This is a genomic window from Vibrio sp. 10N.247.310.98 (genome assembly GCF_041467395.1).
GTDB classification, from domain to species: Bacteria; Pseudomonadota; Gammaproteobacteria; order Enterobacterales; family Vibrionaceae; genus Vibrio; species Vibrio crassostreae_C.
The window spans coordinates 1-22,703 of the sequence record NZ_JBFSUL010000033.1 but is presented as its reverse complement, the minus strand read 5'-3'; the positions used below and the strand labels follow the sequence as shown (position 1 = coordinate 22,703).

General features: G+C 44.1%; 23 protein-coding genes and 1 tRNA gene. 13 read left to right on the top strand and 11 right to left on the bottom strand.

Annotated features, from left to right (window positions below; genetic code table 11):
* Positions 1–2: 2 nt before the first annotated feature.
* The 6 genes from mlaD to AB6E78_RS13930 all read left to right on the top strand — a co-directional run bounded on the left by mlaD (position 3) and on the right by AB6E78_RS13930 (position 3,904).
* Positions 3–494, top strand: coding sequence for an outer membrane lipid asymmetry maintenance protein MlaD (gene mlaD, locus AB6E78_RS13955; protein ID WP_017058921.1), 492 nt, complete (start codon positions 3–5; stop codon positions 492–494).
* Between the two features lie 52 nt (positions 495–546).
* Positions 547–1,176: a phospholipid-binding protein MlaC gene (locus AB6E78_RS13950; protein ID WP_120459707.1), complete on the top strand. Its 630-nt coding sequence runs from the start codon at positions 547–549 to the stop codon at positions 1,174–1,176.
* Positions 1,176–1,484, top strand: a complete 309-nt coding sequence (locus AB6E78_RS13945; RefSeq protein WP_017058923.1) for a lipid asymmetry maintenance protein MlaB — start codon at positions 1,176–1,178, stop codon at positions 1,482–1,484. The genes AB6E78_RS13950 and AB6E78_RS13945 overlap by 1 nt, the downstream gene beginning before the upstream one ends.
* Before the next feature lie 13 nt (positions 1,485–1,497).
* Positions 1,498–1,752: a BolA family iron metabolism protein IbaG gene (ibaG, locus tag AB6E78_RS13940; protein ID WP_017058924.1), complete on the top strand. Its 255-nt coding sequence runs from the start codon at positions 1,498–1,500 to the stop codon at positions 1,750–1,752.
* Positions 1,753–1,760: 8 nt separating this feature from the next.
* On the top strand, positions 1,761–3,026 hold the full coding sequence (gene murA, locus AB6E78_RS13935) for a UDP-N-acetylglucosamine 1-carboxyvinyltransferase (protein ID WP_017058925.1): 1,266 nt from the start codon (positions 1,761–1,763) through the stop codon (positions 3,024–3,026).
* 152 nt (positions 3,027–3,178) lie between these two features.
* Positions 3,179–3,904, top strand: coding sequence for a 1-acylglycerol-3-phosphate O-acyltransferase (locus AB6E78_RS13930; protein ID WP_017058926.1), 726 nt, complete (start codon positions 3,179–3,181; stop codon positions 3,902–3,904).
* A 125-nt stretch (positions 3,905–4,029) separates the two neighbouring features.
* Here AB6E78_RS13930 and AB6E78_RS13925 read toward each other — a convergent pair whose 3' ends face one another.
* The 5 genes from AB6E78_RS13925 to arcA form a co-directional block, all read right to left on the bottom strand.
* A complete protein-coding gene (locus AB6E78_RS13925; RefSeq protein WP_004735319.1) occupies positions 4,030–4,419 on the bottom strand; it encodes a RidA family protein in 390 nt (129 codons plus the stop codon).
* A 136-nt stretch (positions 4,420–4,555) separates the two neighbouring features.
* The gene (pyrI, locus tag AB6E78_RS13920; RefSeq protein WP_017058927.1) at positions 4,556–5,017 is read right to left on the bottom strand and encodes an aspartate carbamoyltransferase regulatory subunit; all 462 of its coding nucleotides are present in this window, start codon (positions 5,015–5,017) and stop codon (positions 4,556–4,558) included.
* Positions 5,018–5,029: 12 nt separating this feature from the next.
* Complete coding sequence (gene pyrB, locus AB6E78_RS13915; RefSeq protein ID WP_012604860.1) at positions 5,030–5,959, bottom strand: aspartate carbamoyltransferase; 930 nt, start codon at positions 5,957–5,959, stop codon at positions 5,030–5,032.
* Positions 5,960–6,246: 287 nt separating this feature from the next.
* Positions 6,247–7,251: an ornithine carbamoyltransferase gene (locus AB6E78_RS13910; protein WP_017058928.1), complete on the bottom strand. Its 1,005-nt coding sequence runs from the start codon at positions 7,249–7,251 to the stop codon at positions 6,247–6,249.
* Positions 7,252–7,408: 157 nt separating this feature from the next.
* A complete protein-coding gene (gene arcA / locus AB6E78_RS13905) occupies positions 7,409–8,629 on the bottom strand; it encodes an arginine deiminase (protein WP_017069412.1) in 1,221 nt (406 codons plus the stop codon).
* Between the two features lie 576 nt (positions 8,630–9,205).
* Between arcA and rraB the strand changes: the two genes are divergently transcribed.
* Entirely contained in the window at positions 9,206–9,622 is a 417-nt protein-coding gene (gene rraB, locus AB6E78_RS13900) for a ribonuclease E inhibitor RraB (RefSeq protein WP_017058930.1), read from the top strand.
* A 125-nt stretch (positions 9,623–9,747) separates the two neighbouring features.
* Positions 9,748–10,542 (top strand): glycosyl hydrolase 2 galactose-binding domain-containing protein, encoded by a 795-nt coding sequence (locus AB6E78_RS13895; RefSeq protein WP_017058931.1) that lies wholly within the window; start codon positions 9,748–9,750, stop codon positions 10,540–10,542.
* Between the two features lie 49 nt (positions 10,543–10,591).
* Here AB6E78_RS13895 and AB6E78_RS13890 read toward each other — a convergent pair whose 3' ends face one another.
* The 5 genes from AB6E78_RS13890 to pepA form a co-directional block, all read right to left on the bottom strand.
* On the bottom strand, positions 10,592–11,086 hold the full coding sequence (locus AB6E78_RS13890) for a GNAT family N-acetyltransferase (RefSeq protein WP_372126910.1): 495 nt from the start codon (positions 11,084–11,086) through the stop codon (positions 10,592–10,594).
* Between the two features lie 48 nt (positions 11,087–11,134).
* Positions 11,135–11,539, bottom strand: coding sequence for a DUF2061 domain-containing protein (locus AB6E78_RS13885; RefSeq protein WP_372133823.1), 405 nt, complete (start codon positions 11,537–11,539; stop codon positions 11,135–11,137).
* Between the two features lie 236 nt (positions 11,540–11,775).
* A complete protein-coding gene (locus tag AB6E78_RS13880) occupies positions 11,776–14,649 on the bottom strand; it encodes a valine--tRNA ligase (protein WP_372133822.1) in 2,874 nt (957 codons plus the stop codon).
* Positions 14,650–14,751: 102 nt separating this feature from the next.
* On the bottom strand, positions 14,752–15,201 hold the full coding sequence (locus AB6E78_RS13875; RefSeq protein WP_017066664.1) for a DNA polymerase III subunit chi: 450 nt from the start codon (positions 15,199–15,201) through the stop codon (positions 14,752–14,754).
* Positions 15,202–15,300: 99 nt separating this feature from the next.
* The gene (gene pepA / locus AB6E78_RS13870) at positions 15,301–16,821 is read right to left on the bottom strand and encodes a leucyl aminopeptidase (RefSeq protein ID WP_017058936.1); all 1,521 of its coding nucleotides are present in this window, start codon (positions 16,819–16,821) and stop codon (positions 15,301–15,303) included.
* A 192-nt stretch (positions 16,822–17,013) separates the two neighbouring features.
* On the opposite strand from pepA, the gene lptF reads away from it, so the two are divergent.
* Together lptF and lptG are read left to right on the top strand one after the other, a co-directional pair.
* Positions 17,014–18,114: an LPS export ABC transporter permease LptF gene (gene lptF, locus AB6E78_RS13865; RefSeq protein ID WP_372133821.1), complete on the top strand. Its 1,101-nt coding sequence runs from the start codon at positions 17,014–17,016 to the stop codon at positions 18,112–18,114.
* A 3-nt stretch (positions 18,115–18,117) separates the two neighbouring features.
* On the top strand, positions 18,118–19,188 hold the full coding sequence (gene lptG, locus AB6E78_RS13860) for an LPS export ABC transporter permease LptG (RefSeq protein ID WP_017058938.1): 1,071 nt from the start codon (positions 18,118–18,120) through the stop codon (positions 19,186–19,188).
* 64 nt (positions 19,189–19,252) lie between these two features.
* Here lptG and AB6E78_RS13855 read toward each other — a convergent pair whose 3' ends face one another.
* Positions 19,253–19,729: an RDD family protein gene (locus tag AB6E78_RS13855; RefSeq protein ID WP_102394274.1), complete on the bottom strand. Its 477-nt coding sequence runs from the start codon at positions 19,727–19,729 to the stop codon at positions 19,253–19,255.
* 194 nt (positions 19,730–19,923) lie between these two features.
* On the opposite strand from AB6E78_RS13855, the gene AB6E78_RS13850 reads away from it, so the two are divergent.
* From AB6E78_RS13850 to AB6E78_RS13840, 3 genes are all read left to right on the top strand, one after another.
* Positions 19,924–20,008, top strand: a tRNA-Leu gene (locus AB6E78_RS13850).
* Between the two features lie 560 nt (positions 20,009–20,568).
* The gene (locus AB6E78_RS13845; RefSeq protein ID WP_017055297.1) at positions 20,569–20,976 is read left to right on the top strand and encodes a VOC family protein; all 408 of its coding nucleotides are present in this window, start codon (positions 20,569–20,571) and stop codon (positions 20,974–20,976) included.
* Positions 20,977–21,059: 83 nt separating this feature from the next.
* Positions 21,060–22,313: an HD-GYP domain-containing protein gene (locus AB6E78_RS13840; RefSeq protein WP_017063746.1), complete on the top strand. Its 1,254-nt coding sequence runs from the start codon at positions 21,060–21,062 to the stop codon at positions 22,311–22,313.
* Positions 22,314–22,703 lie beyond the last annotated feature (390 nt).

The window sequence follows — 22,703 nt, the reverse complement described above, 5'->3', positions numbered from 1 at the left end:
TCATGCAACAAACTCGAAAATTAGAATTATGGGTCGGCACCTTTGTTATTGCCGGAATTTGCGCAATCTTAATCATGATCTTTCAAGTCGCTGACGTAAAAGGCATAGGTTCGAACCATACTTACAATCTAAAAGCGACCTTTGACAACATTGGCAGCCTAAAAGTTCGTTCTCCAGTGAAAGTGGGTGGCGTCGTTGTTGGACGAGTTAAAAGCATTGAGCTTGATACCGAGAGCTACCTTCCTGTCGTTGAACTGTCTATTGACGGGAAGTACTCACAATTTCCAGATACCTCTAGTGCTCAAATTTTAACATCTGGCTTAATTGGTGAGCAGTACATTAGTCTGGTTCCAGGCTTCATTTTTGATGATGAAGAGATGTTGGTCGATGGTGATTCAATTGAAGACACTAAGTCAGCATTGGTACTAGAAGATTTGATTGGCCAAGTGCTGTATAGCGTTGGTGGTTCTAATGACAGCGAAGCTAAGGAATAAGATAATGTTGAAAACTATTAGTTATTTAAAAGCTATTGGTTACTTGAAATCAATGTTTATGGCGGCAATGGCGTTGCTTATTTCTACCCAAGCCTTTGCTGCAGAATCGATTGACCGTACTCAGCCTTACCAGATGATGACTCAAGTTGCCGAAGTGGCATTTGAGCGTTTGAAGAGTGAACAAGACAACATCCACCAAGATCCAGAGTTATTGAAGGTCATCGTGGAAGAAGAGTTGATGCCTTATGTGAATGCACAATATGCAGCTCTTAAGTTACTTGGACCAAACTTGAAAGGCGCGGATAGAAAAGACGTGGGCGTGTTTATCGATTCATTCCGTAAATACCTTGTTTCTTCTTATGCCCAAGTGCTGACTCAATACACAGATCAGACGATTGAATTTGGTCCAGAACCAAAAATCAAAGCGGATAGCCGCATTACCAGTATCAAGGTCGACATCATCGATACGCCGCGACCAAACATTAAGCTTGAATTTAAGCTTCGCAAAGACAAGAAATCTGGCGAGTGGAAAGCATTTGATATGGTTGCCGAAGGTATTAGCTTGTTGTCGAGCAAGCAATCGGAGTGGAATACTAAGATTCGTCAAGAAGGCATCTTACAAGTTGCAGACGAACTAGAGAAATTAGCCGCACAACCGATTCGTTTTGAGAGTAACAAATAATGAGCCATTCTCAATGGCAAGCACTAAGCTCTAAAGAGTATCAACTGTTCGGTGATTTAGACCGAGACAGTGTCCCTGCAATCTGGCGTATATTGGAAAAGTGGCAAACGACGGAATCGAGCGTTGAAATTGACCTTAGCCATATAAATCGAGTCGATTCAGCAGGAATGGTGATGCTAATTCACTTATTAGAGCATGCAAAAAATCAAAACTGTCATATAATGCTCAGTTTCGTGCCAGAACAATTACGAACGTTGTTCCAATTGAGCAATATCCAGCCAATGATGGCAGAACACATAAAAAATTAGGCAGGAGCTATTTGTGGACAGCACAAAAGTACAAGAATTATTAGCAGAAGCACTGAACCTTCAGGAAATTTTCGTGAAAGGGGAAGGCAGTCATTACGAAGTTGTTGCGGTTGATCCATGTTTTGACGGCATGAATCGAGTTAAGAAGCAGCAACTAATCTACGGCCCACTAATGGAATACATTCAACGCAATGACATCCATGCTCTTTCTATTAAGGCTTTCACGCCGGAAGAGTGGGAACGTGATAAGAAACTGATGTCACTTTAAGGTTTATGATGGAAAAGTTTCGAGTTATTGGATCGGATAAGCCGCTAAGCGGTGAAGTGACGATCTCAGGCGCAAAAAATGCAGCGCTACCTATCTTATTTGCTTCAATTCTTGCTGAAGAGCCAGTGGAAGTAAGTAACGTTCCTCACCTACGTGACATCGATACTACGATGGAACTGCTTAAGCGTTTAGGCGCAAAAGTATCGCGTAATGGTAGTGTTCATGTTGATGGCAGCGAAATTAATGAATTTTGTGCGCCTTACGATTTAGTGAAAACAATGCGTGCTTCTATCTGGGCTTTAGGTCCTCTAGTCGCTCGTTTTGGTGAAGGCCAAGTGTCACTTCCAGGCGGTTGTGCAATTGGTGCTCGACCTGTTGATCTGCATATCCACGGTCTAGAGCAACTAGGTGCGACCATTAAGTTGGAAGATGGTTATGTGAAAGCAAGTGTTGATGGCCGTCTGAAAGGCGCGCACATCGTGATGGATAAAGTAAGTGTGGGTGCCACCATTACTATCATGTGTGCAGCAACGCTAGCGGAAGGAACAACAGTACTCGATAACTCAGCGCGTGAGCCTGAGATTGTTGATACGGCTGACTTCCTAAACAAACTGGGGGCTAAAATTTCTGGCGCAGGTACAGATACGATTACTATCGAAGGCGTTGAACGTCTTGGTGGTGGCCAACACTCTGTGGTTGCTGACCGTATTGAAACAGGTACTTTCCTGGTTGCTGCTGCTGTTTCTGGCGGTAAAGTGGTTTGTCGCAACACCAACGCTCATCTTCTTGAAGCTGCCTTAGCGAAGCTTGAAGAAGCGGGTGCGAAGGTTGAAACGGGCGAAGACTGGATCAGTCTTGATATGACGGGTCGTGAACTGAAAGCGGTGAAAATCGTAACGGCACCTCACCCTGGTTTCCCAACCGACATGCAAGCACAGTTTACTCTGCTTAACATGATGGCGAAGGGCAGTGGTGTTATCACTGAGACTATCTTTGAAAACCGTTTTATGCACATTCCTGAGTTACAGCGAATGGGTGCAAAAGCGGAAATCGAAGGTAACACGGCTATCTGTGGTGAAACGGAAAAACTGAGCGGCGCTCAAGTAATGGCAACGGACCTTCGCGCATCTGCGAGCCTTGTTATTGCTGGCTGTATTGCTCAAGGTGAAACCATCGTTGACCGTATTTATCACATCGATCGTGGCTACGATAAGATTGAAGATAAATTGTCAGCCTTAGGCGCAAACATTACACGATTTAGTGAGTCGAACTAACCTAGGTTAGTGGATTCATGAATCAGTAAGATGAAAACATAAAAGTCGGAACCTTGGTTTCGGCTTTTTTATAGTTGTATTTACCGCGAGTAAATCTATTGCTCATTTTTGCGCGAATAGATGAATCAACTTGGCGGTCGGTGAGGAACAAAATGATAGCAATATTACGTATTTTCGCAGTGGCGATATTTGCGATTCTTATGTTTGTATTTGGTTGTGGTTACTGCCTATTAAGTCCACGCAACCCGAAACACGTATTTACCTTTGGCCGTTATTTCGGTCGCATGTCGAAGATCTTCGGCATGAAGTTAGAGCTTCGCATCCCAGAAGATGCCTACTCTCGCGGCCAACATGTTTATGTGGCGAACCACCAAAACAGCTGGGATCTATTCACGATTTCATCAGCGGTAACGCCAAAAGTGGTAACTGTTGGTAAGAAAAGCCTAGTGTGGATGCCTCTATTTGGTCAGCTTTACTGGTTGACGGGTAACATCCTAATTGACCGTGCTAACCGTAGCAAAGCGGTAGGTACGATTGATCAGGTCGTGACGAGTCTAAAAGAGAGCGATGTTTCAGTTTGGATGTTCCCTGAAGGCACTCGTTCTCGTGGCCGTGGTCTGCTGCCATTCAAAACAGGTGCATTCCATGCTGCGATTGGTGCTGGCTTGCCTATCATCCCTATCGTGTGTAGCTCAACCGGTGGCGTGAAGCTAAACCGTTGGAACAATGGTCACGTGATTGTTGAAATGCTGCCACCAATCAGCACTGAAGGCTACGACAAGTCTAATGTTCGTGAACTGGCTAACCTAGCTCGTGAGCAGATGGCTGCGAAACTTGAAGAGTTAGACAAAGAAGTGGTTGAGCTTAATAAAAAGTAATTATCTAAGCGAAACGATGAACAATAAAAAAGGTTGCCAACTGGGCAACCTTTTTTTGTATCTAATAAACACCCAGTATTACGCTAAGTCGTTTATTAGAAGGTGTTTAATCTAAAGATTAAAACCTATTTGCGAACCGCAATAGCTTCGATCTCGATACCTACATCTTTTGGCAGACGAGCTACTTCAACACATGAACGTGCAGGGTAGTTTGCAACGCCGTGCTCATCGAAGAATTTACCGTAAACTTCGTTTACTGTGCCGAAGTCGTTTAGGTCTTTAACGAATACCGTTAGTTTTACGATGTCTTTTACAGTCAGGCCTGAAGCTTCAACAACCGCTTGAACGTTGTCTAGAGATTGGCGAGCTTGCTCTGCGATATCAGCAGATACTTCACCAGTTGCTGGATTTACTGGGATTTGACCAGAAGTCAGTACCATGTTGCCAAGGTCAACGCCTTGTACGTATGGGCCGATTGCAGCTGGAGCAGATTCTGTGTGAAGTACTTTAGTCATTGGTTTATTCCATCAGTTATTAGATAAAAATCAATTTTCAGTGTGCCTTCAAACTTTGGATAGGTAAAGCGCAAAATACCCCGCACAGGCGAGGTATTTGATAGTTTTTACATTCGGTCTTCTTTGCAGTATGACGTTATCTTTCTGTCACGATCTCGCGAGAGAAGACTTTTTCGCAATACTTACACTTCAATCGAATATCTTCTTTCTTTTCAAAGATCTTAAAGCTGCTTTCAACCGGTTCATTGTGAGTAATACAGTTAGTATTTGGACACTCGAACACATCGTTGATTTGCTCAGGAAGTTCTAGTGGTAGCTTCTTAACTACTTCGTAATCTTCTATTTGGTTCACTGTTGCATGAGGCGCATAAAGTGCCAGCTTGCTCGCCTGTTCTTCTGTGATAAACACATTCTCAATCTTGAGCAGGTCTTTTCCGCCCAGTGCAGAAGACGGTAGATTCAGGCCAATCGTCACGCGCTGATGAGAGTTGTGCATGTCGAACAGTTTTAGCACCTTGATCCCGATATTGGCTGGGATATGGTCGATAACAGTACCGTTTCTGATTGCTTCAACTTTTAATTGAGTCTCTTTAGACATGATATCTCTCCTCTACAGCGTTTCGTTAAGAACAAGGGCTAGCAATGCTTCACGGGCGTAAACACCATTCTCTGCTTGCTGGAAGTAGTAAGCGTAAGGTGTTTTATCGACATCGACAGTAATTTCATCAACGCGAGGAAGAGGGTGCAGAACCTTCAGGTTATCGCGTGCATTTTCCAGCATCGAAGCGGTCAGGATGTATGCGGATTTTATGTGCGCGTATTCTGACTCATCGAAGCGCTCTTTTTGAACTCGAGTCATGTACAAGACATCGAGCTCAGGAATCACATCTTCCATGTCCGTCAATAGTTGGTACTTGATGCCCGCTTCATCAAGCTCTTCGCAAATGTAGTCTGGCATCGCTAGAGCTTCTGGAGCCACGAAGTAGAAACAGATGTTGTCGAACTTCGCTAGTGCTTGAGTCAATGAGTGAACCGTACGGCCGTACTTAAGGTCACCAACGAATGCAACGTTTAGGTTGTCGAGGCGGCCTTGTGTCTCAGCGATAGAGAATAGGTCTAGTAACGTTTGTGTTGGGTGTTGGTTTGCGCCGTCACCTGCGTTAATAACAGGTACACCGTTTGAGAACTCAGAAGCCAGACGCGCTGCGCCTTCTTGAGGGTGACGCATCACGTAAGCGTCAACGTATGAAGAGATAACCTGTACCGAGTCCGCTAGCGTTTCGCCTTTCTTTGCCAAAGAAGTGTTACCACCACTGTCGAAACCAATCACATCACCACCGATGCGTTGAATCGCAGTTTCAAAAGAGAGACGAGTTCGTGTAGAAGGTTCGAAGAAGCAGCTGGCAACAACTTTGTTCTTGATGAGTTCTGGGTTTGGTTCAGCCTTTAGCTGACCTGCCGTTTGAACAATTAATTCTAGCTCTTCACGAGAAAGCTCTGGAATTGAGATGATGTGCTTTTGATAGAGCGAGTTCGCCATGATCTTCTTCCCCACAATAATGTATTGGCCATAAAAAAGCCCCCCATAATGGGAGGCTTTAAAAAAGTGCTGAAAAGCAGAATAGACGGCCTGGTAAGCATCTTAGCTTACGAGCAATATTTGGTGTTTTCACAATATTACTATGTGTTTTCACAATATCATTATGTTTTATCACAACATTGCTTGGCGTCATTTTCATTACTCTCAGACAAATTGCCGAGAATTATACGCTTTCAATTTGTGAGCGCAAGCGATTACATCAAGCTTTTGTTTACTTTCAGTATTCGCTATTGACCCAGTGTCGCAACCATTACCGCTTTGATGGTATGCATGCGATTCTCAGCTTCATCAAACACAATTGAGTAATCCGATTCAAAGACTTCATCAGTAACTTCTAAACCGTTCATTCCATACTTATCTGCGACTTGCTGGCCGATCACGGTTTCATTGTTATGGAAAGCGGGTAGGCAGTGCATGAATTTCACTTGAGGATTGCCAGTGAGCTTAATGACATCCATATTCACTTGGTATGGTCTCATTACCGCTACACGTTCGTCCCAAGCTTCAGGGGCCTCGCCCATTGAAACCCAAACATCGGTATAAAGGAAATCACAGCCTTGAACACCTTCAGCAACGTCTTCTGTCAGCGTGATGTTGGCACCTGTGCTTTGCGCGATAGCTTGGCACTCTTCAACAAGCTGCTCTTCTGGCCAGAATGCTTTAGGCGCGACAAGGCGAATATCCATGCCCATCTTCGCGGCTCCGACTAACAGAGAGTTACCCATGTTATTGCGTGCATCGCCTAGATAAGCAAAGCTGATTTGGTGTAGATGCTTCCCGCGGCCATGCTCAAGCATAGTGAGGAAATCAGCCAAGATCTGAGTAGGGTGGAACTCATCGGTTAAGCCATTCCAAACCGGCACGCCCGCATAAGCGCCTAAGTCTTCAACGATACTCTGACCAAAGCCACGATACTCGATGCCATCGTACATGCGTCCCAATACACGCGCCGTATCTTTCATTGATTCTTTTTGACCAATCTGAGAACCAGAAGGGCCAAGGTAAGAGACTTGAGCACCTTGATCAAAGGCGGCCACTTCAAACGCACATCGTGTTCGAGTTGATGCTTTCTCGAAGATCAAAGCAATGTTTTTGCCGTTGAGTTTCTTCTGCTCAGTGCCTGCATACTTAGCTTTTTTTAGGTCAGCAGACAGGTCGAGTAAAAACTGAATCTCTTTAGGAGTAAAGTCGAGAAGTTTTAGAAAGTTACGATTGCGAAGATTAAAGGCCATCTCTCGCTCCTTGCGTATATAGAATCAATGAAGAACTTAGTTAAACATAAAAATGCTATATTTGTGAATATTTATTTTATTAATTTGATAAAAAAGGCCAGTAAATGAATACTGGCCTAGATAAGACTATTGAGTCTGTTTAACTGAGCTCTTTGACTTAGATACCGTCTCTTTCGATAGGGCAACTCATACAGCGCGCGCCGCCACGACCACGGCCTAGCTCGTTGCCAGGAATCGTTAGAACTTCGATACCCGCTTTGTCGTATTTCTCATTGGTGTAAACATTACGCTCATAACCAATCACGGTACCAGGTTTCACTGTCAGTACGTTGTTAGCGTCATTCCACTGTTCACGCTCAGCTTCGTAGTTATCACCGCCGGTAGTGATGATCTTCAGTTGATCAAGGCCTAGTGCGCCTTCAATCGCTGACAGGTAGTTTTCAGCTTTCTCGACACGCATTTCGCCGTTTTCTTTTGGCGTTAAGCGCCAAGTGTCGAGGTCTTTACGAACGATCTCTGGATAGACAGAGAACGTGTCGATATCCATGTGTGTCATCACCGTATCAAGGTGCATACAAGAGCGGTGTTTTGGTAGATCGATCGCAATCACTTCGCTCGCTTGGCCTGATCTAAATAGGCTAGCCGCTAGGTTTTCGACACCTTGTGGTTTCGTACGCTCTGAAATACCAACCAGTACCGCACCTTTACCGATAACCAGTACGTCACCGCCTTCAATGTTAGCGTTGTCGTAGTGAAGGTCTTCGTCACCAAAGTACTTAATGAAATCTTGGCCTGCGAACACTGGGTGCCAGCGGTAGATAGCACGCAGGTGGTTCGTTTCACGTTGACGTGCAGGCTTCATCATTGGGTTAAGCGATACACCACCGTAAACCCAGCAAGAAGTATCTCGCGTAAATAGGTGGTTAGGCAGTGGCTCGATAACGAAATCGAGTGGTCGATGCATTTTAGGCAGCATCGATGATGATTTGATAGGAAGCTCAGAGTAGGCCAAGCCACCGAGTAAGATCGTTGCTAGATGCTCATTATCCATTTGAGCAAGGTAGTTTCTTAAGTCACGGGCGAAAGTCGGCCCATAACGGAAATCTGAGATTTGAGTATTCAGCAACCACTCACGAGCCTGAGATACGGCAAGCGTTTCTACTAGCAGGTCATGCAGCAGTAGTACTTCTACGTCTTGGCTGCGCAGCGTTTCTGCAAAGGCATCATGTTCTTCACCAGCGGCTTCAACGGCAAGTACATCATCAAATAGAAGATCATGACAGTTTGAAGGGGTGAGGTGGGTGAGTGCTCTTTCAGGTCTATTTAGGAGAACTCGTCTCAATTGACCGACTTCGGAGCCAACGTACAGCTTACTCATTTTGCATCCTTACTATTAATCCAGCGTCTATTTATGACAAGCTTGTCCGTAATATGCAAGTTTTGTAGATTGAGTTAATACAAGGTATTTGGGTAATAATTGGTCATAAAACCTGTGATTTTTAAGTTTATACAGATTAAATTCCAACTAACTGGCTATCGAACGGAACAACGTTTTTGAGGATCTATGCTCAATTCGTGGCTTGTTAGAATTGAATTTTGCTTATTAATCGTGATTTTTTATTCACTATTATGCACTTTTTGATAACAAGCTGAGGATTTATGCACCCCAAAAGCGGTTTAGCGTATGCACCTAACGTGACTAATCACGCAAGTTTTATTCAATAAGCCCTAAAGTGGCCACAAAAACGAAATGCTAAAATACGGCGCAGTTAATAAAATGTTGAAAATTTGTTTCTGTGATTTTGATTTCACTTTTGAATTGATATTGGCGCTGCGATCTCGCGATAAACTTACCTTTCTAGGCCTGATCTGGGTGGCTTTTCTGGACGATCCGTGCCATATTTCGTGGCAATCAAATTTGATCTTTTCATAGTCAACACTCTGGAGCAGACACATGTCTCACGAAGATGAATATCTATCAGTAGCGGAATTAATTGAATTTCAAAAGGAAGAGACTCGCGACATCATTACAGCATTAATTGAAGATGGTAGCGATCCTGAAGCTCTATACGATATCGAGCATCACCTATTTGCTGAAGATTTCGATGTGCTTGAGAAAGCGGTTGTTGAAGCATTCAAAATGGGCTTTGAAGTGCTTGAAGCTGAAGAGACAGAAGACGAAGATGGCAATAAGCTACTTTGTTGTGATGCAACGATGCAATGTACTCTGAATGCAGAAGCGATTGATGAGCAAGTTGAGAAGCTTGTAAACCTTGCAGAGAAGTTTGACATTATCTACGACGGTTGGGGCACTTACTACGAAGGTGAAGATGCTATCTACCCAGACGAAGATGATGAAGGCGAAGAGTAATTCTTTCCCAATTTTAAAAAATGCCAGCCTCGAGCTGGCATTTTTTTACCCTCAGAAAAATAAATGTCTTTATATGCATTCATTCATTATAATGCGGTCAAAATTGATCTAGCTCAAGGAATGATATGCGGTTGCTTCTCGATGGTCTTTGGCAAATTTCGCCACTGACGGATCTCTCTATCCCACAAGATGACATCACCTTTCCGGCTCCGTTAAGCTCAAAGCTCCCTGATAGCTTGAGTGAAAGTCAAATTGCAGAGCAAGAGTGGCACCTGATGCACGACATCGAAGTGGATGACGCTATGTTAGCGTGTCCATTTGTTGAGTTAGTGATGGCTGGAGTCGATTATTTTGCTGAAGTTCGACTTAATGGTGTGGCTGTTTTTGATTGTGATGGTAGCCAAGCTGAATACCGTAAAGATATCCGTCCTTATATGCAGTCCGGCCGAAACCGTTTCGAGATCCTTTTCCTTGAAGAAGAGGAGAGCCTATTGCTTGAAGAAGACATGGATGACTCTGTATCTTCACAGGCTATCGCTAAATCTGATTCACGCATCGGGATTTGGCAAGCGCCATACCTGCAGTTCGTTCGAAACGTCAAGCTAGAGCAAGTTGTCACAGAGCAGATCTGGCACCACGGTGGTGGCTGTGAGTTTAAAGTGGATGTTATCTATCAAACGCTAAAGGCGGGGTTAGTATCGGCATCCATCAAGTTTAATGGTATGACTCTCGTGATGCCGATTGATGTACGCGCTGAACATACTGGCGTCGTGTTCCAGGTCGAAGCTCCTATCATTTTTGATATTGAGAATCCTAACCCCAAGTATCTATACCCATTAGAAGTGGTACTTGATGGGCAAGAAGAGAGTTCTTTTGTTGCCTTGAACCCAACTTCTTGCGTCAGTAACTTTTTACGCTAATTCATAATCTTTTAGTGCTACCTTCTTTCGCTATAGCGGCGCATTCTGCTTATAACGATTTGGCCATGACAACCTCACAAGCGTCGTGGCCTGTTTCTCCCCAAGCTGACTCAAGATGCTCAAACCCAAGCTTCTCATAGAGTTTGACCGCAGCACCCAAGCACTCCGTCGTTTCTAAATACATGTGTTGATACCCAAATTGCTTGGCTTGCTTTAAGCTCAAAGCGACAATTCGCTTGGCTAGGCCATGCTCTCGAGTTTGCGGTAAGAAGTACATCTTTTGTAGCTCACACACATTGGGTTTACCTGCTAGAGGGGCAAAGCCACCGCCTCCGACGATCTTTCCGTTGTGTTCGATAACCCAGTACATTGCATTCGCTTGGCTATAGACAGAGTACATATCGTCGAGTGTTGGATCGGCCACGCCATAGCCTTTATCTTCTGTGAGCCCATGCTCAGCCGAAACTTGGCGAATGATTTGTGCGATGCTTGGGTTGTCTTGCGGTGTAATGGGTCTAAGGGTGAACTCAGCAATTTGTTCCATGATCTGCCTATGAAAGGGTCACTAAATATGTGACCCAATATATGGTGACTAAGCATGTTGGTGCAAACAGAATTGTTGTTGTGCCATTTGGTCGCCTGATTTACGTAACCAGACTTTCTCGTGGAAGTAGTAAGCAACGGTATTTAAAGTTGGCTCTAGCAAAGCCATCACGCCGCCTATGAAAGCATCTCCAGTCAACAAGTAGACAACGGTAAAGGCAACACTAAAGTGGATGGTAGCAAAGCTTGCTGTTTTTAATTTGGTCATCCACTGGCGAGCTTTAAGAGCTGGAACTTGAGCCCACGCCTTTTCATGAAAATAGAAGGCAACAGTATTCACAGAGGGCTCAATCATAGCGATTAAGCTACCAATTAAGGTGTCGCCTGTTAGTACATAAGCGACACTAAATGCGATAGTAAAATGTAATGCAGCAAAGGTTAGTGTCTTTTTCATGATAATTACTCAGTCGTTGTGTTGTTTTGATAGGTCTATTATTGAGAATTATTATCATTAAGTATAATGGGAAGTAGAGATTAATTTGATAGATGAAACCTATCAATCAGTGCGGCTAGAGTGAGAAGCATTGGAATATTGGAATATTGGAATCAGGGACATAAAAAAAGGCTGGTCACCAAGACCAACCTTTCTATTTAGACCGAGAAGTTTGAAGCCTTCTCGTTCACTCGGTTTTAAAGCGCAGCGATGGTCGCTTTTTGCTCTTCAAGCTTCACAAGAGTCTCTTGGTAGCCTTCAAGCTTTTCACGCTCTTTCGCGATAACCGCTTCTGGTGCTTTAGCAACGAAACCTTCGTTACCTAGCTTACCTTCGATACGCTTAATCTCGCCGTGAGTCTTAGCAACTTCTTTATCTAGACGAGCAAGCTCTGCATCTTTATCGATAAGACCTGCCATTGGGATCATTAGCTCAGATTTGCCAACCAGTTTAGTTGCACAAGCTGGAGTCTCTTCGCCGTCCGCAAGAACTTTAATATCGTCTAGCTTAGCTAGAGAAGTCAGAACGATCTTGTTTGCTTCGATACGAGCTGCATCTTTCTCATCCGTTACTTTGATCATTACTTCTAAGCCTTGGCTTGGTGCAATGTCGTATTCCGCACGTAGGTTACGGATAGCGGTGATGAAAGTCTTAACCCATTCGATGTCGTCAACGATCTCAGCATTGAAGTTAGCTTCATTAAACTGAGGAAGCGCTTGAGTCATGATTGTCTCGCCTTCAACGCCGTCTACTAGCGGCTTAACGCTCTGCCAGATAGATTCAGTGATGTAAGGAAGAACAGGGTGAGCAAGACGCAGAGTCTTCTCAAGAACCGTGATAAGCGTGTAACGAGTCGCTTGTTGTTGAGCTTCAGTACCTTTCCAAAGAACAGGTTTAGTTAGCTCTAAGTACCAGTCACAGAATTGGTTCCAGATGAATTCGTAAAGCGTGTTTGCTGCCATGTCTAGACGGTAGTTGTCTAGGTGAGTATTAAACTCTTTCGCTGCAACTTCAAACTGAGACTCAATCCACTTATCGGCTAGAGAGAATTCCATGTTTGCACGGTCTTCTACAGACAGTGACATGCCACAGTCGTGCTCTTCTGTGTTCATCAGTACGTAACGGCTTGCGTTCCATAGCTTGTTACAGAAGTTACGGTAACCTTCAAGACGCTTCATGTCCCAGTTGATGTCACGGCCAGTTGAAGCCATAGCAGCAAGAGTGAAACGCAGTGCGTCAGTACCGTAGGGTTCGATACCGTTTTCGAATGTTTTACGTGTGTTCTTTTCGATCTTAGCAGCCAGTTTAGGTTGCATCATGTTGCCACAACGCTTCTCTACTAGCTCTTCAAGGCCGATGCCGTCAATCATGTCGATTGGGTCAAGTACGTTACCTTTCGACTTAGACATCTTATCGCCGTTTTCATCACGGATAAGACCTGTCATGTAAACAGTTTTGAAAGGTACTTGAGCCTTGCCATCTTCGTCTTTCACGAAGTGCATGGTCATCATGATCATACGAGCAACCCAGAAGAAGATAATATCAAAACCAGATACTAGTACTTCAGATGGGTGGAATGTTTTCAGTGCTTCAGTATCTTCAGGCCAGCCTTGTGTGCCGAACGTCCAAAGTGCAGAAGAGAACCAAGTATCCAGTACGTCGTCGTCTTGCTTAAGCACAACAACAGGCGCTAGGTTGTTCTTTTCACGAACTTCTTCTTCAGTGCGACCTACGTAAACTTTACCATCGTTGTCGTACCATGCTGGGATACGGTGGCCCCACCAAAGTTGACGAGAGATACACCAGTCTTGCACGTCACGCATCCACGCGAAGTACATGTTTTCGTACTGCTTAGGTACGAATTGGATTTGACCATCTTCAACCGCTTTAACTGCAGGTTCTGCAAGAGGTGCTGTGCGCACGTACCATTGGTCAGTCAGCATTGGTTCGATAACCACGCCACCACGGTCGCCGTAAGGGACAGTCAGGTCGTGATCTTTGATCTCTTCAAGAAGACCAAGCTCATCGAATTCAGCAACGATAGCTTTACGTGCAGCAAAACGCTCCATACCTTGGTACTTAGCAGGGATACCTGTTGAGTAAACATCGCTTTCTTCGCCGTTAGTCGTGAAGACTTCAGCAGCATCACGGATATCAGCATTGAACGTTAGGATGTTGATCATTGGTAGGTTGTTGCGCTTACCCACTTCGTAATCGTTAAAGTCATGAGCTGGAGTGATCTTCACACAACCCGTGCCTTTTTCCATGTCTGCGTGCTCATCGCCTACGATAGGGATAAGACGGTTTACAACAGGAAGTAGGATTTCTTTGCCGATAAGATCTTTGTAACGAGGATCTTCTGGGTTAACAGCAACACCAGTATCGCCAAGCATGGTTTCAGGACGAGTAGTCGCAACAACGATGTAGTCTTTACCATCTGCCGTTTTAACACCGTTCGCTAGCGGGTAGCGGAAGTGCCACATGAAACCTTTTTTGTCTTTGTTTTCAACTTCAAGATCCGAGATTGCAGTGTGCAGTTTAGGATCCCAGTTTACTAGACGTTTACCACGGTAGATTAGGTCTTCTTCGTATAGACGAACAAACACTTCTTGAGTCGCAGCCGATAGGCCGTCATCCATAGTGAATCGTTCACGATCCCAATCTACAGATGCACCAAGACGACGAAGTTGTTGAGTGATCGTGCCACCTGATTCGCCTTTCCATTCCCAGATCTTGTCGATGAAAGCTTCACGGCCGTAGTCGTGTTTTGTTTTGCCTTCTTCGGCAGCAATCTTACGCTCAACAACCATTTGAGTTGCGATACCTGCGTGGTCAGTACCCACTTGCCAAAGCGTGTTTTTGCCTTTCATACGTTGAGCACGGATAAGCGTATCCATGATCGTATCTTGGAACGCGTGACCCATGTGTAGGCTGCCAGTGACGTTCGGTGGCGGGATCATGATGCTGTAAGCTTCTTTTGATGTGTCACCGTGTGGCTTAAAGTAGCCTTTCTCTTCCCAAGTCTTATACAGAGCTTGTTCGATTGATGTTGGGTTGTATGTCTTTTCCATAGTGCTCTTAAACGGATACTGTGAATGGTTAATCGTGGTCAAACTTCATAAGTGAAGCTTCTTGAATCTAAATCCAAAGATAGCTTTAACTATGAGGTTTGACTATGGATGTTGAATCTCGATAGTTTGTAGCTGATATCTAGCTTGACGGTAAATTTTATACCTTTCTCGAGCGAGTTGCTTAGCTTTTTCTTCGCAAGGGACGAAGTCTATCACCTGAGCAAAGGCGTTCGCAAAGGTTGTATGATTATCGGCCAGATTAATTACTAGCTGACGATTCCAATTATGTTTTACGCCTTGATAGCCAATTTCGATGTTGGTTGAATACTTCGGGCCTTCGCCAACCAAGTTGTGCGCAATAAAATCACAGGGTTCGACTTGCCAGAAAACTTCAGCAATACGCTCGGCATGCTCTTTGTCATTACAGTTGAGATAAAGTTTAGCGCCTTGTTTTGCAAAGTGCTGAGCAAGAAACAGCACATAGTGAGCAAAACCATCTTCGCTGGCTTGCGGGCTGTCTGAAGGCACAATGTAAAATGTAGCAGTCTGCATACTTAATACTCGAACTGAAAATCGTGGATATCAATGTTACTTGGTTAACAGGGTCTAACAAATAGCGCTTATTAAAAAAGGGCCCGTAGGCCCTTTTTATTATTTTGAAGATTGCTCTTCAGTCTCTTGGCCGCTGCGGTTCAATAAGAATTGGACTAGCATTGAGACAGGACGACCTGTCGAGCCTTTCGCTGCGCCTGACTTCCAAGCTGTACCAGCACTGTCGATGTGTGCCCAGTGGTACTTCTTAGTGAATTTAGACAGGAAACAACCAGCAGTGATTGTGCCGCCAGGACGGCCACCGATGTTCGCCATATCAGCGAATGGGCTGTTTAGCTGCTCATGGTACTCGTCTGCCATTGGTAGACGCCATGCACGGTCACTTGCTTGCTCTGAAGCATTAACAAGTTCGTGAGAAAGTGGGTTGTGGTTCGATAGAACGCCACTGATGTGGTGACCTAGAGCGATAACACATGCGCCAGTTAGCGTAGCAACATCGACAACACAGTCAGGTTCAAAACGCTCAACGTAAGTTAGAGCATCACATAGAACCAAGCGACCTTCAGCATCAGTGTTGAGTACTTCAACCGTTTGGCCTGACATTGTCGTTAGGATATCACCTGGACGGTAAGCATTGCTGCCCGGCATGTTTTCACAACCGGCTAGGATACCAACCACGTTAATAGGCAGGTTCAGCTTAGCCAGTGCTTTCATTGTACCGAATACAGACGCCGCACCACACATGTCGTACTTCATCTCATCCATGCCTTCACCAGGCTTAAGCGAGATACCGCCTGAATCGAAAGTCAGACCTTTACCTACTAATACAATCGGCTTCGCATCTGGATCCGGAGCGCCTTTGTATTCCATGATAGACATCATCGATTCATTTTTAGAGCCACGGCCAACTGCTAGGTATGATGTCATACCCAGTTTTTCCATCTCTTCTTCGCCAATGATCTTAGTCTTCACTGTCTCGTAATCGTCGGCTAAACGACGAGCTTGAGAAGCAAGGTAAGCAGGGTTTGCGATGTTTGGTGGCATGTTGCCTAGATCTTTAGACGCTTTTACACCTGAAGCAATAGCAAGGCCGTGAGAGATTGCTTTCTCACCCAGGCTCAATTCGCGACGTGTTGGTACATTGAATACCAATTTACGTAGTGGGCGACGAGTCTCTGGCTTATTACTCTTGAATTGGTCAAACGTGTAAAGGCCATCTTTAGTTGCTTCTACAGCTTGACGAACTTTCCAGTAAGTGTCGCGACCTTTAACGTGAAGTTCTGTAAGGAAACATACTGCTTCCATAGAACCTGTTTCGTTTAGTGTGCTGATGGTTTTTTGGATGATTTCTTTGTATTGACGTTCGCCTAGCTCACGCTCTTTACCACAGCCTACCAGTAGAACACGTTCTGAAAGTACACCAGGTACTTGATGCAGTAGTAGCATCTGGCCAGGTTTACCCTCTAGATCACCGCGACGAAGCAGTGAACTAATATAGCCATCGCTAATCTTATCTAATTGCTCGGCGACTGGAGAAAGGCGGCGCGGTTCGAATACACCGACAACGATACATGCGCTGCGTTGTTTCTCTGGGCTGCCACTTTTTACACTGAACTCCATGCGTACTCCTACATCCTGAAGACAAATCGAACTAAATGTTAGATAATGGGTTCTTACTTGTTGGATCCTATAATGGAACTAACCTTAAAGAAGAACGCTAACACTTAGCTAAAAATTTAAAAAAATAAAAGGTTCAACGGGAAATTATAGTGATTCAATCAAAAAAACAAGTTTTGTATAGGTAATTTGAGCGTGATTATTGTTAGATATTTGATCCGCGAGACAATCAAGAGCCAATTTGCGATCTTTTTTGTTCTCTTTCTCGTGTTTCTCAGCCAAAAATTCATCAGTGTTTTAGCGGACGCCTCTGATGGTGATATCCCAGCGAGCCTCATATTATCGATTGTTGGCTTAAATATGCCCGCGATGGGCTTATTGATGCTTCCACTCAGTATCTATATTGGTATTTTACTTACTTTTGGTCGCCTTTACGCTGAAAGTGAAATAGTCGTAATGAACGCGACTGGTATTGGTAATAAATTCCTTATTCAATCTGCACTTTACTTGGCCTTAATCACAGCATCTGTTGCTGCTTTTAACTCATTTTGGCTGTCTCCTTGGTCGCAAGATAAAGTTGAGCAAATGTATGAAGAAGTGGCTGCAGAGAACAGTGTGGATTTACTGCCAAAAGGTAAGTTTGAAGGCACTCCTGATGGTTCTTCAGTCGTTTTCATCGATGACATCGACGGTAATAAGTTAGAAAATGTGTTTGTAGCTCAAATGCGCCCACGTGATTCAGTGTTACCTAGTGTAATGTTCTCTAAATCCGGAGACGTAAAAGAGCTTAGCGATGGTCGACAAGTGATTGTGATGTACGATGGTACCCGTCATGAAGGTGTTCCAACTCGTCTTGATTATATGGTGACACACTTTGAAGAGTACGAAGGCCTGATTGGTCAGCGTGAAGTCAAGAAGAAAGGTCGAGACTGGGAAGCGATTCCTACACTTGAACTCATTGGTAACTCGAACAATAGTGCGAAAGCAGAGTTGCAGTGGCGTATTTCTTTGGTACTTTGTATTCCATTGTTGACCATGCTTGTCGTGCCACTGTCTGCGGTTAACCCTCGACAAGGTCGTTTTGCGAAAATCGGCCCAGCAATACTGATTTATCTCACCTATTTCTTAGCAATCAGTGCAACTAAATCTTCAATTGAAGAGGGGAGCATTCCTGCGGTAATCGGCATGTGGCCAATCAATGCGTTATTGTTATTTGTCGCGATTGGTGCAAACTTTATGGATAGCGTGCCAGTAAGGCGTTTGAAAGAAAAATTCAAGAATAAGAGGTTGGCTTAAGCCGTGTTTAAGATTCTCGATTTATATATAGGCAGAACCATCATCGCAACGACGTCACTGGTATTGGTGACGTTTGTTGGTCTCTCTGGGATCATCAAATATGTAGAACAGCTAAGAAAAGTTGGCCGTGGTACATACGATCTATTACAAGCGCTGTACTTTGTTTTACTGAGTATCCCTCGTGATATCGAAATGTTCTTTCCAATGGCAGCATTGCTTGGCGCATTGATAGGGCTTGGTATGCTTGCTGCAAGTTCTGAGCTTGTCGTTATGCAGGCAGCTGGTTTCTCTAAGTTAGATATCGGCCTATCGGTACTTAAAACGGCTATTCCACTGATGATCGTGGTGACATTGCTTGGTCAGTGGGGTGCACCGCAAGCGCAGAAAATGGCTCGTGATTTAAGAACTATCTCGATTGCTGGTGGTAATATTATCTCGACGCAAAGTGGTGTTTGGGCTCGTGATGCCAATGACTTCATTTTTATTGTCAAAATCGATGACCAGAAACTATATGGCATGAACATGTGGCGCTTTGATGAAAACAAGGCACTTAAGACCGCTATTTATTCTGACGAAGTTGATTACGTTGGAGACAACGTTTGGACGATGAAGGATGTAGAGATCACGTCTTTTGAAAATGAGCTTCAAATTACCAAAGAAAGCCTACCGACTTACTCTTGGGAAACTTCATTAGCTCCAGACAAGTTGGCGATAGTAACGGTTAAACCAGAAGAGCTATCGTTAAGTGGGCTGTATGATTATGTTTCTTATCTGAAGGCGTCAGAGCAAGATGCATCACGCTATGAATTGGCGCTGTGGAGAAAGATAACCCAGCCAATTTCGATCGCGGTTATGATGTTGATGGCACTGTCGTTTATCTTTGGTCCTTTGCGTAGCGTGACCATGGGTGCGAGGATTTTGTCAGGAGTTATTGCTGGCTTTACCTTCTATATATCCAGTGAGTTCTTTGGCCCGGTGAGTTTGGTTTATCAAATACCGCCTGCCTTTGGCGCAATAGCCCCGAGCGTGGTATTCCTTGGAATTGCCATCATGCTCTTGAGGCGGAAACTGTAAATAGAAAAAAGGAAGGCATAACGCCTTCCTTTTTTGATCTTGATTGGAGCTAACTTAAATCACATTATCGTGCTTGTGGTAACACAACGACTTCGGTCTTTGCCCAGATATCGTGAAAGCCACGTTTTTCAGGATCGAATGGAACACATAGGTTTGCCAGTCCAAAACCTGAAGTACCTAAACGAATCAGCGCCTGAGTTACTGTGAGCGCTGAGCCATCTTTGTTTTGAACGCGCAGCTTCCAAGCTCTCATGCCGAGAGTTTGACCAGCTCTAGTCCAGAAGAACACGAAGAAATATACCCAAACGGCGACTAAGTAAAAGGTATATGCAGGGCTCCAAATCGGATGGTTGGTTAAGAAGTCACTAACATCGGCATAACCGCTGTGGTTAAAAATGCCGAGAGCCATGAGCGCGTGCAGTAGAGCGACAATGACGCCAGCCGCCAACATTTCAATAGCGATTACGATCAGAGCGTCGTAGAACAAGGCACCAAATCGGCGCATGACTCCTGCTGGTGGCAGAGTGTTTGTTGATGTCATGTGTTATTACTTCTTTAAAAATTGAGGCGTCAGAATATAGTTTAAGGCTTAGCCTGAAAAGAGACATGACGCACAGCTTATGACTTAGTGGCGAAATTATCGGCAAACACACATGAATTCAAGTTTTTATACTTGCCACATCAGTTCGCATACGTATAATGCCAAACATCGAAAGGGCAATGCCCCAAGATAATGCCGGTATGGTGAAATTGGTATACACGACGGATTCAAAATCCGTTGCCTTCGGGCGTGGCGGTTCAAGTCCGCCTACCGGTACCATATTTAAATGACAAAGCCTCGACGAAAGTCGGGGCTTTGTTGTATCTGGGATATAGGAAGCGTTGCCTTCGCGGTGGCGGCAGGAATGCCTGTCCAATCAGTCCGCCTACCGGTACCAAACATAGAAAGGTCGCTTTGGGCGTTTGTGAATTTTAAATCCAGCGTGTCGGCTTGGATGCAAGCCCAGTCAAGTCACCTACCGGCACCATATTTAAATGACAAAGCCTAGATGAAAATCGGGGCTTTGTTGTGGGGTATAGGAAGCATTGCCTTCACGGTGGCGGCAAGAATGCCTGTCCAATCAGTCCGCCTATCGGTACCAAACATAGAAAGGTCGCTTTTATAGCGACCTTTCTATGTTTTGGACGTATGTGAATTTGAAATCCGGCGTGTCGTTGCAGTTGCTCTTCAATCAGACAGATCTTGATGTTTCACTCATAAATCTCATAATTTCCCTTCGCTATTCGATCTGATAATGAATTAATTATCTTAAATCATGATGTTACCTGTCATTCTCTTTTCTATTGTCTATGTTTAAAGGACTAACAGAGGAGATAGATATGCTGACAGTAACCCCTTACTTGTTTTTTGATGGTCGTTGTAATGAAGCGTTGGATTTTTATCACAAGTGCTTTGGTGGTGTGGTTTTATCTAAGCAGCTTTTTAGTGATGCACCACAGGTAATCGAGGGCGCTCAACCTGATTGGGTTATGCATGCTGAGTTCGAAGCGTTTGGTATGAAGCTGATGATGTCTGATGGTGTTAAGGCAAAAGAACTTGAAGGCAACAACCTCGCTCTCTCTCTTGTGACTGAAGATACCGCGACTCAAGAACAAATCTTTGAAAAGCTCAAGAAGGGAGGGCGGATAATGACTCCACTCGCAGATACTTTTTGGGGGGCTCGATTTGGCAAAGTAGAAGATAAATTCGGTATACGCTGGATGGTGCACTGCGACTCTTTAAGTTGAGCCTGTGAAATTGGATAGTGAAATTGCTGCTTGGTTTTATTAGAATTATAAATAGAGATTAATCATCAATATTATATATAAAAATGGGCAGCATAAAGATTACCGTAGATCGCATTCAGCCCGGTCTGCATATACGACTCCCCGTAAAATGGAATGAACACCCATTTTTATTCAACAGCTTTAAAATCAAAGATGACGCTCAAGTAAAAGTAATTCGACATCTTGGGATTAAGCACGTCTATATAAACCTGAGTCAAAGTGATACCTCACCTTTACCTGTTAATCACGTAGGTGAACAAGAAGTCGATATTGATTCACAGGTAAGCCTTGAAACGGAAAGAATGTGGAAAGATAAGCATGAGCGTATCGAAACCCTTAGCTCTTACCGCCGCAGGGTGAGTCATTGTGAGAGAGAGTTTGAACGTTCGCTTGCTCGAATGCGATCTGTGATGACCAAGATCCGTAACAGACCTTTAGATGCGGTAGGGGAGGTTAAGGCTCTTGTTGATGATATCGTTGAAACTCTAGTGAGCGATGATAACGTCACCTTGCACCTTATGAATGCTAAAGCAGATTTCGAAGATATTTACTTTCATACTCTAAATGTTTCGGTTGTTGCACTGATGATAGGAAAGGCCAAAGGCTATAACACACAGCAATTGAAAGACCTCTCATTCGCAGCGTTGTTTCACGATGTAGGCAAGATCAAAATACCAGTCGCGATACTAAGAAAGCAGAGTGCACTAACGGTGCCAGAAGAGAACTACCTGAAGCTTCATACTAAATACGGTGCGGATATTGTATCGGCAATTGATGACTTTCCTGAAAGTGCTAAAAAGGTGATCGCTCAACATCATGAGATGAATGATGGTTCTGGCTACCCCGAGGGCTTAAAAGAACATGAGATTGATGAATTTGCCAAGATAGTCGCCGTGGCTAATGCATTTGATAACCTTTGCCATGGTAAAACGCAATCTCAACAAATGATCCCGTATTTGGCACTGTCCCACCTATATAAGAGCTGCAAGCATCTATATAGCCAAGATAACTTGGGGCTGTTAGTTAAGTTCATGGGAGTCTATCCACCAGGAACTGTAGTACAGCTTTCAAATGACTCGATTGGGATTGTGATATCCGTTAACGCTAAACATATGCTTTATCCAAATGTACTTATCTATGATCCTAGCGTGCCAAGAACCCAAGCTCCGATCATTGACCTCTTTATTAAAGAGATCAAAATCGTTAATGCCGTTCATCCAAGCAAATTACCTGAACAAGTTCGAGAGTATCTAAACCCTAGGGCTCGTTTATCTTACTTTTTTGATAGTGGAGAGTAGTTATCCACAGGTCGTTGTGGGTAATTTGTTCGAAACTTGGGGTGAAAGTGGTATAAATAAGCCCTTGGTTGAAATGTCTTCGCTTAACCTCTTTTTTTAATAAAAAACGCATTTATTGCTTGCCAATATGAGCGGCATCTCTATAATGCCGCCTCACTGACACGGCAGACGCCACAAGGCTTCAGCGAGAAATGTTAGTAAGGCAACTAGCTTTAAGCGATGATTCGCTTCTACTTTTAGAAAGTAGGAATTAATTCCAAATAAGTGTTTGACACTGAGAATTAAATCGCTAGAATGGCCGCCTCTTCCGAAGTGATGTAAGTCACAACGAAGAGAAGCTCTTTAACAATTTAAACCTATCAATCTGTGTGGGCACTCGTTGATGAATAT